Origin of the sequence: Pseudomonas sp. BW7P1, assembly GCF_024981055.1 — a bacterium.
Classification (GTDB): domain Bacteria; phylum Pseudomonadota; class Gammaproteobacteria; order Pseudomonadales; family Pseudomonadaceae; genus Aquipseudomonas; species Aquipseudomonas bananamidigenes.
This window is the reverse complement of the sequence record NZ_CP103374.1, coordinates 4271855-4284237: the sequence shown is the minus strand read 5'-3', so window position 1 is coordinate 4284237 and position 12383 is coordinate 4271855. Positions and strand designations below refer to the sequence as shown.

General features: G+C 60.2%; 12 protein-coding genes. 7 read left to right on the top strand and 5 right to left on the bottom strand.

Features of this window, described 5'->3' with window-relative positions:
- Position 1 precedes the first annotated feature (1 nt).
- Together qhpC and peaD are read left to right on the top strand one after the other, a co-directional pair.
- On the top strand, positions 2-325 hold the full coding sequence (qhpC, locus tag NWV16_RS19230; protein ID WP_085700526.1) for a quinohemoprotein amine dehydrogenase subunit gamma: 324 nt from the start codon (positions 2-4) through the stop codon (positions 323-325).
- 29 nt (positions 326-354) lie between these two features.
- Positions 355-1476, top strand: coding sequence for a quinohemoprotein amine dehydrogenase subunit beta (gene peaD / locus NWV16_RS19225; RefSeq protein WP_260520347.1), 1122 nt, complete (start codon positions 355-357; stop codon positions 1474-1476).
- Between the two features lie 122 nt (positions 1477-1598).
- Here the strand turns inward: peaD and NWV16_RS19220 are convergent, their stop codons facing one another.
- A complete protein-coding gene (locus tag NWV16_RS19220; RefSeq protein WP_260520346.1) occupies positions 1599-2003 on the bottom strand; it encodes a lysozyme inhibitor LprI family protein in 405 nt (134 codons plus the stop codon).
- Positions 2004-2058: 55 nt separating this feature from the next.
- Positions 2059-2976, bottom strand: coding sequence for an ADP-ribosylglycohydrolase family protein (locus NWV16_RS19215; RefSeq protein ID WP_260520345.1), 918 nt, complete (start codon positions 2974-2976; stop codon positions 2059-2061).
- Between the two features lie 196 nt (positions 2977-3172).
- On the opposite strand from NWV16_RS19215, the gene NWV16_RS19210 reads away from it, so the two are divergent.
- Both NWV16_RS19210 and NWV16_RS19205 read left to right on the top strand, forming a co-directional pair.
- Positions 3173-3661: an SRPBCC family protein gene (locus tag NWV16_RS19210; protein WP_260520344.1), complete on the top strand. Its 489-nt coding sequence runs from the start codon at positions 3173-3175 to the stop codon at positions 3659-3661.
- The gene (locus tag NWV16_RS19205) at positions 3648-4475 is read left to right on the top strand and encodes an aminoglycoside phosphotransferase family protein (RefSeq protein WP_260520343.1); all 828 of its coding nucleotides are present in this window, start codon (positions 3648-3650) and stop codon (positions 4473-4475) included. Before NWV16_RS19210 ends, NWV16_RS19205 begins: the two co-directional genes overlap by 14 nt.
- 280 nt (positions 4476-4755) lie before the next feature.
- Here the strand turns inward: NWV16_RS19205 and acnA are convergent, their stop codons facing one another.
- Complete coding sequence (acnA, locus tag NWV16_RS19200) at positions 4756-7497, bottom strand: aconitate hydratase AcnA (RefSeq protein ID WP_260520342.1); 2742 nt, start codon at positions 7495-7497, stop codon at positions 4756-4758.
- A gap of 364 nt (positions 7498-7861) precedes the next feature.
- On the opposite strand from acnA, the gene rlmM reads away from it, so the two are divergent.
- Positions 7862-8935: a 23S rRNA (cytidine(2498)-2'-O)-methyltransferase RlmM gene (gene rlmM, locus NWV16_RS19195; protein WP_260520341.1), complete on the top strand. Its 1074-nt coding sequence runs from the start codon at positions 7862-7864 to the stop codon at positions 8933-8935.
- A gap of 65 nt (positions 8936-9000) precedes the next feature.
- Positions 9001-9252, top strand: coding sequence for a sulfurtransferase TusA (gene tusA / locus NWV16_RS19190; RefSeq protein ID WP_011335204.1), 252 nt, complete (start codon positions 9001-9003; stop codon positions 9250-9252).
- 49 nt (positions 9253-9301) lie between these two features.
- Here tusA and NWV16_RS19185 read toward each other — a convergent pair whose 3' ends face one another.
- On the bottom strand, positions 9302-10711 hold the full coding sequence (locus tag NWV16_RS19185) for an MATE family efflux transporter (RefSeq protein ID WP_260520340.1): 1410 nt from the start codon (positions 10709-10711) through the stop codon (positions 9302-9304).
- 159 nt (positions 10712-10870) lie between these two features.
- Here NWV16_RS19185 and pdxB point away from each other — a divergent pair, with 159 nt between their 5' ends.
- Positions 10871-12013: a 4-phosphoerythronate dehydrogenase PdxB gene (pdxB, locus tag NWV16_RS19180; protein ID WP_260520339.1), complete on the top strand. Its 1143-nt coding sequence runs from the start codon at positions 10871-10873 to the stop codon at positions 12011-12013.
- A 59-nt stretch (positions 12014-12072) separates the two neighbouring features.
- Here the strand turns inward: pdxB and NWV16_RS19175 are convergent, their stop codons facing one another.
- Positions 12073-12252 carry a PA1571 family protein gene (locus NWV16_RS19175; protein WP_065260694.1) on the bottom strand — a complete coding sequence of 60 codons (180 nt, stop codon included), beginning with the start codon at positions 12250-12252 and terminating at the stop codon, positions 12073-12075.
- Positions 12253-12383: the final 131 nt, after the last annotated feature.

The following is a 12383-nucleotide window of genomic DNA, read 5'->3' as shown; positions in this document are numbered from 1 at the left end:
TATGAAACATCTCAAGGCAATCAATAACAAAGCGTTGAAGCTGGATCAGGCCGCGGACGATAACCGCATCGAAGAAGTGGTGGCGATGAGCTCCGTCGCGGGCTGCGCCTCGACCACCGACCCGGGCTGGGAAATCGATGCGTTCGGCGGGGTGTCGTCGCTATGCCAGCCGATGGAGGCTGACCTGTACGGCTGCTCCGACCCTTGCTGGTGGCCTGCCCAGGTGCCGGACATGATGAGTACCTACCCGGACTGGAACAAGGATGCCCAGGCGTCCAACGACAACTGGCGCAACCTCGGCACTGTCTTCCCGAAAGACAAGTGACCTCCCCGGACAAGAAAAAGGATTCCAGCATGCCTAGCCTCAACAAAGCCTGCGGCCTTGCCGCACTCGCGGTTCTGAGCACCTGTTCGCTCCCGGTTCTGGCCGATGAAAACGCCGCGCTGCAAGACGGTCACGAGTACATGTTGACCACCAATTACCCGAACAACCTGCACGTGATCGACCTGGCGACCGACCGCTTGTACAAGACCTGCAAGATGCCTGACGCCTTCGGTCCGGGCACCGTGCAGCTGTCGCCGGATCGCAAGACCGCGTACGTGCTCAACAACCATTACGCCGATGTTTACGGTGTCGAGCTGGACAGCTGCAAACAGGTATTCCACGCCAGCATCACCCAGCAGCCCGGCGAGAAGGCGCGATCGATGTTTGCCTTCACCGTCAGCCATGACGGCAAGGAGCTGTACACCATCGCCAACCCGACCCAGATGCTCAACGATCGCTACGAGGTCAAACAGCCGCGTCTGGACGTCTACGCCACCGACGCCGGAATGGACGCCAGACCGGTGCGCAGTTTCCCGGCTCCCCGGCAGTTGACGATCATGCAGAGCGGCGATGACGGCACGCTCTATGTGGCGGGCGCCGATGTCTACAAAGTCGATGTGAAAAGCGGCAAGTTCGACGTGCTGATCCCCAGCCGTCACTGGAAACGCCCGAACTACAGTGCGCCGGACGTGCTCTACGTGTGGAACCAGCAGACCTATCGTCATGATTTTTCGCTGCTGTACACGGCGGCGAAGTTCAGGGACAAGAAACAGAATCCGGCTACCGCTGAATACCTGTATGGCTTGTTCAGCGTCGACCTGAAAACCGGCAAGACCGAAACCACCGACTTCGGCCCGCTGACCGAGATCTACTTCAGCGGCATGCGCTCGCCGAAGGACCCGAACCTGATGTTCGGCGTGCTCAATCGTCTGGCGAAATACGACATCAAGCAGAAGAAACTGATCCAGGCGGCCAATCTGGATCATTCCTACTACTGCATTTCGTTCAACAAGGAAGGCAGCAGGATTTACCTGGCAGGGACCTTCAACGATGTGGCGATCTTCGATGCCGAGACCATGAAGCAGACCGGCAGCATCAAGTTGCCGGGCGGGGATATGGCGATTACCACGGCGCAGGTTTTTGTTAGGTAACTTGTGGCGTCAGGGATGACACCATCGCGAGCAGGCCCGCTCCTACAGGGGATTTGTGAACTGCACACAATCTCTGTAGGAGCTGGCTGTCCAGCGATGAGGCCTTCGAAGTCCCTGAAAAATCAGGCCCCTGGCACCGGGCAACTCAAGTCACCTTCCTCACACTTCAGATACTGCTTCAGGGCCTCGGTACGGACCTTGGTCACCGATGTCATGCAGTTGCTGTAAATCAGCGGATATACACTCCCGCCTGCCACTCCGGACGCTGAAAATGTGCACTCGGCATCGCGAAACCCGATCCAGGCTCGTTGCGCGCTGACCAGCAGCTTCCTGCTTTCGGCGTTGTCCTTCAAACGCGTGGTGATCTGCTGATACACCGCATTCAATTCCTTGTCGGCCGCTTTGTACTCCTGCCCGGCACATTGATTCATCGTCGACTGATCACTGGCATTGGCGCAGTCCACGGCAGCGTGGGCAAAGGGAGTGAAAAGAAAGGACGTCAGGGCCAGGAGCAGGCGTGGGGGCATGGCGTATCTCGCTGTGTTATATAAAGATGACGGGCAGTTTAGCGGCTTTGTGGGGCTAACAAGGCTCGTGACGCCTTGACGCACTCAGCAGCCGTTCGGCAATCGCTGCGATTTCTGCCCCTTCATGCAGCTTTTCCAGCCACCCGGACGGGATTCCCTGTACCCCATAATGGGCGCCGGCCAACTGGCCGACGATGGCGGCAGTGGTGTCCGCGTCATCGCCCAGATTCGCCGCTCGCAGGACGGCTGCGGCAAAACTGTCGGTGTTCTGGAAGCACCATAACGCGGCTTCCAGGGATTCGACGCTGTAGCCACTACCGCGAATCTCCCTTTCAGACTTGTTCAGATAATCGCCCCGGGCAATCGCCGCTACCTTGGGCTGGCTGAAGGTTGTCGGGAAGCTGAGCAGTTCAGCTTTCGAAGCACCTTCCAGGGCTTTGCCGAGCAGCCCGGCAAACAGCTGGCAGCATTCCACCGTCTCGGGCGCGGCGTGCGTGGTGCGGGAACTGTCGGCGGCGAATCGCCTGATACGCCGGGTATCGGGAAAATAAAACAGCACCACGGGCACCAGACGCATCAACGAGCCATTGCCGGCACTGTAGGGATCAGTGGAACCGGCAAACGGATCCCCTGTGTGCTGATAGCGGTCCAGTGCCTGACGTACGGTCGTACCTATATCGAAACAATCGCCGGTCGAACTCAGATAACCCCATTTCCACCAGTTCAGGTAGCGACCCATCTGGTCGCCGGCATCGAATGTGTTCCTGTTCAGCAGACTTTCTGCCAGACACAACGCCATCGAGGTATCGTCGGTCCATTGACCGGCTCTCAGTTGAAAGGGGCCGCCCCCGACCATGTCGGTCAAAGGCTGGAAGGCGCCGCGGGGCTGAAATTCGACGGCGGTTCCCACTGCGTCGCCACAGGCCAGGCCAAGCAGGGCACCTTGGTAACGTTCGGGAAGGGAGGGTTGCATGATGACGTCCTTGTAAGCGTGCTGAATGTGGCAAGTGTTATCAGGTTCGAGGTGATCATTCATCCTGACTCTGACGAACCGTCGAGCAAAATACCGCTGGATATTTCCGCCATGTCCGGCGGCTGCACCGGATTGATACAACTTCGCATTGGACATGTGGTCATACAAGCCTACTGTTCAAAACAGGAGGTGACGTATGAAACCAGTACCCAACAGCTTTGAACGTAAAATCATACTCCGGTCGCCGCGCTCCCATGTGTGGCGCGTGCTGGTCGATGCCGAGGCGTTTGGCCAGTGGTTTGGCGTGGCTCTGGAAGGGCGGCGGTTTATTGCGGGCGAATGGACGCAGGGGCAGGTCACCTACCCCGGTTATGAACATGTGCTCTGGAACGTGCTGGTGGAACGGGTTCAGCCCCAGCAGCTGTTTTCCTTCCGCTGGCATCCCTATGCCGTGAACCCGAAAATCGATTACTCCCAGGAACCGACCACGCTGGTCAAATTCGAACTGCAGGACTACGAGAACGGTACGCTGCTGAAGGTTTCCGAGTCCGGTTTCGCGCATATTCCCGATGTGCGTCAGAAAGAGGCGTACTACATGGACAGCCGTGGCTGGGAAGAGCAATTGAGCCGGCTCGAACACTTTCTCGCCGAGACCGAAAGGGCCCGCGAGCATGAAGGTGGATGATCACCATCTGTTCACGCCGTGGCTGGAACGCTGGGCGCTGACGCCGGACGGCGAGCCGATCATGACTCCGGGCAGCCGCCTGATGCCGGTGCGTCAGGGCGCTGCACCGGCCATGCTGAAAATCGCGGTGGACGACGAGGAAAAGTACGGCAACCTGCTGATGACCTGGTGGGACGGGGAGGGCGCCGCCAGGGTGCTGGCTCATCACAATGAAGGCCTGTTGCTGGAGCGTGCCATGGGCCAGCGATCGCTGATGTACATGGCGCTCAACGGTGAAGACGATGAAGCCACGCGGATCCTGTGCAGGGCGCTCGCGAGGCTGCATGCCCCACGACCGACGCCGCCTCCGTCGTTGGTGGAACTGGAACCCTGGTTCGCTTCGTTGCGAACGGCGGCGGCCCGATACGGCGGCCCGTACGCGAATTGCCTGCAGACCGCCCGGACCTTGCTCGCCGATCCGCAGGACGTGGTGGTGCTGCATGGCGACATGCACCACGACAACGTTCTCGATTTCGGTACGTGCGGCTGGTTGGCCATCGATCCCAAGCGGGTGCGGGGCGAGCGTGGGTATGACTACGCCAACCTGATCTGCAACCCACAATTGCCAACGGCCGCCGATCCCGAGCGCTTTGCTCGGCAGGTCGATGTGATCTGCGACGCTGCGAGTATCGAGCGAAAACGTCTGCTGCAGTGGGTGCAGGCATTCGCCGGGCTTTCTGCCGCGTGGTTCATGGAGGATGACGAGCAGGAAGCCGCCGGACAGCTGAAAGTCGCGGCGCTGGCGGCTTCTGCACTCCATGTCCGACATGTCTAAGGGTTTTCGGAAGGGGTGCTATGGCGAATGTCTTACACGCGCTGGTAGCTTTTTCGACTATTGCAGATTGGATCCACAGCGTAATCTAGCCACATCAACTGAAGCACAGGGAGTGTTTCAGGATCATGGATGATCGACCAATGCAAGGATCGCTGCCGACAGGGAGTCGATAATGGTCTTGGGAAAAACCCGCTTCGGCGGGTTTTTTTTCGTCCGCGGAAAAGTGCCACGCCCAAACAGAAACACCGCCGATCTGGCGGTGTTTCTTTATCTGACTGCTTTACGAAGCAATCAGTTGTCGCAACACGTAATGCAGGATCCCGCCGGACTTGAAGTACTCCACCTCGTTCAAGGTGTCGATGCGGCACAACACTTCGATTTTTTCCTGACGTCCGTCTTCACGGGTGATGACCAGCGTCAGATTCATCCGTGGTGTCAGTTCGACGCCGCTCAACCCTTGAATATCCAGAGTTTCCTTGCCGGTGAGGTTCAGGCTCTTGCGGTTCTGATCCAGCTTGAATTGCAGCGGCAGCACGCCCATGCCCACCAGGTTGGAACGGTGGATCCGCTCGAAGCTTTCGGCGATCACCGCTTTCACACCCAACAGATTGGTGCCCTTGGCGGCCCAGTCGCGGCTGGAGCCGGTGCCGTATTCCTGCCCGGCAATCACCACCAGGGGAATACCCGAGGCCTGATAGCGCATGGCCGCGTCGTAGATCGCCAGTTTTTCGCCGGTTGGAACGTAGATCGTGTTGCCACCTTCTTCGCCGCCAAGCATTTCGTTACGGATACGGATGTTGGCGAAGGTGCCACGCATCATCACTTCGTGGTTGCCCCGGCGCGAGCCGTAGGAGTTGAAGTCCCGTGGCTCGACACCTTGCTCTCGCAAGTAACGCCCGGCCGGGCTGTCGACCTTGATGTTGCCGGCGGGGGAGATGTGGTCAGTGGTCACCGAATCGCCCAACAGTGCCAGCACCCGTGCACCTTTCACGTCGCTGATCTCCGGCAGGGGGCCTGCGATGTCATCGAAGAACGGCGGGTGCTGGATGTAAGTCGAGTCATCCTGCCAGACATAGGTGGCGGCTTGCGGCACTTCGATGGCTTGCCACTGTTCGTCGCCGGCAAACACCTCGGCATATTCCTTGTGGAACATCGCCGTGTTGACCTGATTCACTGCGTCTGCGATTTCCTTGCTGCTCGGCCAGATATCCCGCAGGAAGACCGGATTACCTTGCTTGTCCTCACCCAGCGGTTCGCTGCTGATGTCCGTGCGCACCGTGCCAGCCAGCGCGTACGCAACGACCAAGGGTGGCGACGCCAGCCAGTTGGTTTTTACCAGCGGATGCACCCGGCCTTCGAAGTTGCGGTTGCCGGACAGTACCGACGCCACGGTCAGGTCGGCTTTCTGGATGGCTTTCTCGATGGGTTCCGGCAACGGGCCGGAGTTACCGATGCAAGTTGTGCAGCCGTAGCCCACCAATGAAAAACCGAGTTGATCAAGGTACTGAGTCAGTCCGGCAGCCTTGTAATAATCAGTGACTACTTTGGAGCCCGGTGCCAGTGAGCTTTTCACCCAAGGTTTGCGGGTCAGGCCTTTTTCCACGGCTTTTTTTGCCAGAAGACCGGCGGCCATCATCACACTCGGGTTGGAGGTGTTGGTGCAGGACGTGATCGCGGCAATCACCACGGCGCCGTTTTTCAGGCGATAGGTGTGGCCGTCATACTCGTAATCGGTTTCACCGACCAGATCGGCATTGCCCACGGCGACACCGCCGCCGCCCTCGCTTTCCAGGCGTCCTTCTTCCTTGCTGGTGGGTTTGAATTGCAGGTCCATGAAGTCGCTGAACGCCTGACCGACATTCGGTAGGGCAACCCGGTCCTGCGGGCGTTTCGGCCCGGCGAGGCTGGCTTCGACGCTGCCCATGTCCAGCTCCAGGCTGTCAGTGAATACCGGCTCCTGACCAGGCAGGCGCCACAATCCCTGGGCCTTGGTGTAAGCCTCGACCAGTTTCACCGCTGCAGTCGGGCGACCGGACAGGCGCAGGTACTCCAGCGTTACGTCATCCACCGGGAAGAAACCACAGGTCGCGCCATATTCCGGGGCCATGTTGGCGATGGTGGCGCGATCCGCCAGTGGCAGGTCGGCAAGGCCATCGCCGTAGAATTCGACGAATTTTCCGACCACGCCTTTCTTGCGCAACATCTGGGTCACGGTCAGCACCAGGTCGGTGGCGGTGATGCCTTCCTTGAGCTTGCCGGTGAGTTTGAAGCCGATCACCTCGGGAATCAGCATCGACACCGGTTGCCCGAGCATTGCCGCTTCCGCTTCGATACCGCCGACGCCCCAGCCAAGTACGCCGAGGCCATTGATCATGGTGGTGTGGGAGTCGGTGCCGACCAGCGTGTCGGGAAAGGCGTAAGTGCGGCCGTCTTCATCCTTGGTCCACACCGTGCGCCCGAGGTACTCAAGGTTGACCTGATGGCAGATCCCGGTGCCCGGCGGTACCACGCTGAAGTTGTCGAAGGCGTTCTGGCCCCAGCGCAGGAAGGCGTAGCGTTCGCCGTTGCGCTGCATTTCGATGTCGACGTTCTGTTCGAACGCGCTGGCGCTGGCGAACTTGTCGACCATCACCGAGTGGTCGATCACCAGATCCACCGGCGACAGCGGGTTGATTCGCTGTGGATCGCCACCGGCCTTGGCCATGGCGGCGCGCATGGCGGCCAGATCGACAACGGCCGGTACGCCGGTAAAGTCCTGCATCAGCACCCGGGCAGGGCGGTACTGGATTTCCCGGTCGGAGCGACGCTCCTTGAGCCACGTGGCCAGCGCCTTGAGGTCGGCGCCGGTAACGGTTTTTTCATCTTCCCAGCGCAGCAGGTTTTCCAGCAGGACTTTTAGCGACATCGGCAGCTTGTCGATATTGCCCAGGCTTTTGGCAGCATCCGGCAAGCTGAAGTAGTGGTAGGTCTTGTCGTCTATCTTCAGGGTTTTAAGGGTGTTCAGGCTATCAAGGGACGGCATTACGATCACTCCTTTCAGGTTGTTTGAAAACTACTGCGCTCGGCAATCCTGCGTTAAAAACAGGCTCGGAATGCTCATTTACAACTCGTAGACTCCGCTTCCAAGCCTGTTTTTGCCTTGTCTTGCCTTCGCTCGCTACGTTTTCAAACAGCCTGTTTGAATCCGCACGGCTACGGATTGAGGGGACGGGCAGAGCTATCAACGTAGCCCTGTTTTCAGTAGCTGGCTAATAACTGGACTCTATGACAGGAACCAAGGTTCCGACATCGGCTATCATGCGCCGGTTTTCGTGACAGGCTTTGCTTTGACGCAAGCCTGGACATCGCGCAGGGGATGAATGATCGCCCTCTGCCCAGGAGTAAGAATGAACACCCTATTCATGCATTGCCGGCCGGGCTTCGAAGGCGAAGTCTGCTCGGAGATTTCCGACCTCGCCGCCCGACTGAACGTGGCCGGCTACGCCAAGGCCAAACCGGCGACCGCTTGCGCCGAGTTCGTCTGTACCGAAGAAGGCGGCGCCGAGCGCCTGATGCGTGGCCAGCCTTTCGCCGAGCTGATCTTCCCGCGCCAGTGGGCCCGTGGATTTTTCATCGATCTGCCGGAAACCGACCGCATCAGCGTGATCCTCGCGCACATGGCCGAATTCCCGGTGTGCGGCAGCCTGTGGCTGGAGGTCGTGGACACCAACGACGGCAAGGAACTGTCGAACTTCTGCAAGAAGTTCGAAGGCCCGTTGCGCAAGGCGCTGACGGCTGTCGGCAAACTGGTGGACGACGCCCACAAACCGCGTCTGCTGCTGACCTTCAAGAGCGGCCGCGAAGTCTTCATGGGTCTGGCCGACGCCGGAAACTCGGCGATGTGGCCGATGGGCATTCCGCGTCTGAAGTTTCCGCGCGAGGCACCCAGTCGTTCCACGTTGAAGCTCGAAGAAGCCTGGCACCATTTCATCCCCCGGGAGCAATGGGACGAACGCCTGCACAGCGACATGACCGGGGTCGACCTCGGCGCTGCACCGGGCGGCTGGACCTGGCAACTGGTCAATCGCGGCATGCTGGTGACTGCCATCGATAACGGCCCGATGGCCGAAAGCCTGATGGACACCGGCCTGGTCCAGCATTTGATGGCCGACGGTTTCACCTTCAAACCCAGGCAACCGGTGGACTGGATGGTCTGCGACATCGTCGAGAAGCCGGCACGCAACGCGGCGATGCTCGAAGAGTGGATCGGTGAGGGGCATTGCCGGGAAGCGGTGGTCAACCTGAAATTGCCGATGAAGCAGCGTTACGCCGAAGTGAAGCGTCTGCTCGAACGCATCGCCGATGGTTTCAAGGCACGCGGGATCAAGGTCGACATCGGCTGCAAGCAGCTGTACCACGACCGCGAGGAAGTGACCTGCCATTTGCGCCGCCATGACGTGAAGAAAGCCAAGGCCCGCTGAGCGCGCGACAGGTGACCGAACCCCCGGCGTTGGGCGACAATGCCGGTCAGTTTCAGGAGTGAATCATGAGTGAAATGATCAATACGCCGGTCGACGGCACCCTCGACGCCACGGGCCTCAACTGCCCGGAGCCGGTGATGATGCTGCACCAGCACATCCGTGACCTGGTGCCCGGCGGCCTGCTGAAGGTGATCGCCACCGACCCGTCGACCCGCCGCGACATCCCCAAGTTCTGCGTGTTTCTCGACCATGAACTGGTGGGGCAGCACGAAGAGGCCGGGACCTATCTGTACTGGATCCGCAAGAAGTCCGGTTGATTGGAAGGCAAAAAAAGACCTGCAATGGCAGGTCTTTTTTTATGACTGATCAGCCTGCTGAATGACTGATGCGAATGCGTTTGCGCGCACTGCGTGTCAGGCGGATCGACAGCATCAGCGCCGCGCAACTCAGGCCGACGATCAGGCCCTCCCACAGGCCGCTCGGGCCGCGTGGCTCGCCGAACCAGTCGGTCAGGCCGAGGGCGTAACCCACCGGCAGGCCAATGCCCCAATAGGCGAACAGGGTCAGGATCATCGTTACCCGCGTGTCCTGATAACCGCGCAGGGCGCCGGCGGCGGTTACCTGGATGGCGTCGGAGAACTGGAACAGCGCCGAATACACAATCAGCATCGCCGCGATGTGAATCACCATCGGATCGGAGGTGTAGATCGCCGCAATGTGCTCGCGCATCAAGAGCATCATGCTCGCCGACAAACAGGCGTAGGCCAGCGCGGTACCCATGCCGACACCCGCCGCAAAACGTGCTTCGCGAGGTTCTTCACGGCCCAGGGCCTGGCCGACCCGCACGGTTACGGCCATGCCCAGCGAATACGGAATCATGAACACCAGCGAGCTGACGTTGAGCGCGATCTGGTGCCCGGCTACCACGGTGGCGCCCAGGCTGCCGATCAGCAGCGCGATCACGGCGAAAATGCTCGACTCGGCAAACACCGCGATACCAATCGGCAGACCGATGGCCAGCAGACGCTTGATCACCACCCATTGCGGCCAGTCGAAACGGCTGAACAGTTGGCTCGACTTGTAGGCCGGCGCCCAGCGCTCGTAACCGGCCAGACCCAGCGCCATTACCCACATCACGATCGCCGTGGCCCAGCCGCAACCAACGCCGCCCATGGCCGGCACGCCGAAGTGGCCGTAAATGAACACGTAGTTCAGCGGGATGTTCAGCGCCAGACCGCACAGACCCAGGACCATCGCCGGGCGAGTGCGGCCCAGGCCGTCACTGGTGCAGCGCAGCACATGGTAGAACGCCACGGCCGGCAGACCGCTGGCGATGCCGTGCAGGTACTGCATGCACGGGCCGATCAGTTCTGGATCGACTTTCATCAGGTGCAGAACCGGTTCGGCGCAGAGCAGCAGGGTGGTTGCCATCAGCCCGACCACCAGAGCCAGCCACAAGGCCTGACGCACGATCGGACCGATTTCGCTGTGAGTGCCGGCGCCGAAACGCTGGGCGACTTTCGGAGTGGTGGCCAGCAGGGTGCCGGTCATCAGCAGAAACACCGGGACCCAGATCGAGTTGCCCAACGCGACCGCCGCCAGATCCCTCGGTCCGACTCGGCCGGCCATCACCGCATCGACGAAACCCATGGCTGTGGTCGCCAGTTGCGCGATCATGATCGGCAGGGCCAGGCCGAGCAGATTCTTCAGCTCCAGGCGAACCCGGGCAGGGCGGTTGAGAGACACGGCGGCAGGGCGTTCGGTTACGGAGTTCACAGGCAAAGCGTCCACAGGGGTTGATGCGCAAGGCCCGGCATTCTACGCCGCTGACACAATGGTCAGGAAAATCCTCTGTTGCGGATTTGTAATCAACAGCCTGCTGGCTCATCGCAGTCCCAGCGCCTACACTGCCGATCCGCCCAAGGAGCCCCCGCCATGTTGATTGTTGCCGACGAAAATATCCCGCTGCTCGATGCTTTTTTTGCCGGTTTCGGCGAAATCCGCCGGGTGCCGGGCCGTTCCATTGACCAGGCTACGGTCGAACAGGCCGATGTGTTGCTGGTGCGCTCGGTGACCAACGTCAACCGTGCGTTGCTCGAAGGCAGCAAGGTGAGGTTCGTCGGCACCTGCACCATCGGCACCGATCATCTGGACCTCGACTATTTCAATGAAGCGGGCATCGTCTGGTCCAGTGCGCCTGGTTGCAACGCCCGAGGCGTGGTGGATTACGTGCTCGGCAGCCTGATGACCCTGGCTGAAATCGAAGGTGTCGACCTGACCCGGCGCACCTATGGCGTGATCGGCGCCGGTGAAGTCGGTGGTCGCCTGATCAAGGTGCTCAAGGGGCTCGGCTGGAACGTGAAGGTCTGCGATCCGCCGCGTCAGATTGCCGAGGGCGGTGACTATGTCAGCCTGGAACAGATCATCGAGCAGTGCGATGTGATCAGCCTGCACACGCCACTGACCCGCAATGGTGAAGGGGCGACCTGGCACTTGTTCGACGAGTCACGCCTGAAAAGACTCAAACCCGGTACCTGGCTGATCAACGCCGCCCGGGGCCCGGTCGTGGACAACGTCGCGCTGCGCAAAGTGCTGCTGGAACGAGAAGACCTGCAAGCGGTACTGGACGTCTGGGAAGCCGAGCCGGAAGTCGATGTGGCGCTGGCCGAACTCTGTGTGCTGGCCACACCGCACATTGCCGGTTACAGCCTCGACGGCAAGCAGCGCGGCACGGCGCAGATCTATCAGGCTTACTGCGATTTCATCGGGCAGCCGGCCAGCATTCAGCTGGCCGATCTGTTGCCGGCGCCGTGGCTGTCGGAAGTTTCCCTGCATGCCGACAGCGATCCGGCCTGGGCATTGGCGATGCTGTGCCGCGGGGTGTACGACCCGCGCCGGGACGATGCGGATTTTCGCAGCACCTTGCTGGGCAGCATCGGCGAGCAGCGTGCAGCGTTCGATGTGCTGCGCAAGCAGTATCCGGTGCGTCGCGAAATCGAAGGGTTGAAAGTAAGAATTGAAGGTGATTCGCCGGCCTTGCGGCAGATTGTGTCGGCGCTGGGCGCTCTGGCCGTTTAAGAGACGGACAGAAAAAACCCGGCCTCCACAGGGGCCGGGTCAGGAAGACGCTGGCTATATCACTTTTGTTCGGCAGGCTTGACCAATCGCTTCTCCAGTTCGCGGCAGGCGTTCTGGATCATGTCTTCAGTGATTGGCACTTCGCGCCCGTCCTTATCGATAATCGAGCAACCCAGAGGTTGGCCGGGCTTGGTGCGGATCACTTGAATCTTGTCGTCGCTGCTGTGTTGCAAGGACATGGCCTGTCTCCTCATCAGGTTGTGTAAGCACAATAAAACCGTCAGGTGACCAGGCTGTGACAACCCCCTTCGATCTTTCCGGAACGGTATTTCAACTCAAGCAGAAATGACCGTTCGTCTCAACCCGGACA

Bases quoted from the DNA above. Each gene is read 5' to 3' on its own strand.
- NWV16_RS19215 (WP_260520345.1), bottom strand. From the start codon at position 2,976: ATGCAACCCTCCCTTCCCGAACGTTACCAAGGTGCCCTGCTTGGCCTG.
- NWV16_RS19220 (WP_260520346.1), bottom strand. From the start codon at position 2,003: ATGCCCCCACGCCTGCTCCTGGCCCTGACGTCCTTTCTTTTCACTCCC.
- NWV16_RS19205 (WP_260520343.1), top strand. From the start codon at position 3,648: ATGAAGGTGGATGATCACCATCTGTTCACGCCGTGGCTGGAACGCTGG.
- peaD (WP_260520347.1), top strand. From the start codon at position 355: ATGCCTAGCCTCAACAAAGCCTGCGGCCTTGCCGCACTCGCGGTTCTG.
- NWV16_RS19210 (WP_260520344.1), top strand. From the start codon at position 3,173: ATGAAACCAGTACCCAACAGCTTTGAACGTAAAATCATACTCCGGTCG.
- acnA (WP_260520342.1), bottom strand. From the start codon at position 7,497: ATGCCGTCCCTTGATAGCCTGAACACCCTTAAAACCCTGAAGATAGAC.
- rlmM (WP_260520341.1), top strand. From the start codon at position 7,862: ATGAACACCCTATTCATGCATTGCCGGCCGGGCTTCGAAGGCGAAGTC.
- tusA (WP_011335204.1), top strand. From the start codon at position 9,001: ATGAGTGAAATGATCAATACGCCGGTCGACGGCACCCTCGACGCCACG.
- qhpC (WP_085700526.1), top strand. From the start codon at position 2: ATGAAACATCTCAAGGCAATCAATAACAAAGCGTTGAAGCTGGATCAG.
- pdxB (WP_260520339.1), top strand. From the start codon at position 10,871: ATGTTGATTGTTGCCGACGAAAATATCCCGCTGCTCGATGCTTTTTTT.
- NWV16_RS19175 (WP_065260694.1), bottom strand. From the start codon at position 12,252: ATGTCCTTGCAACACAGCAGCGACGACAAGATTCAAGTGATCCGCACC.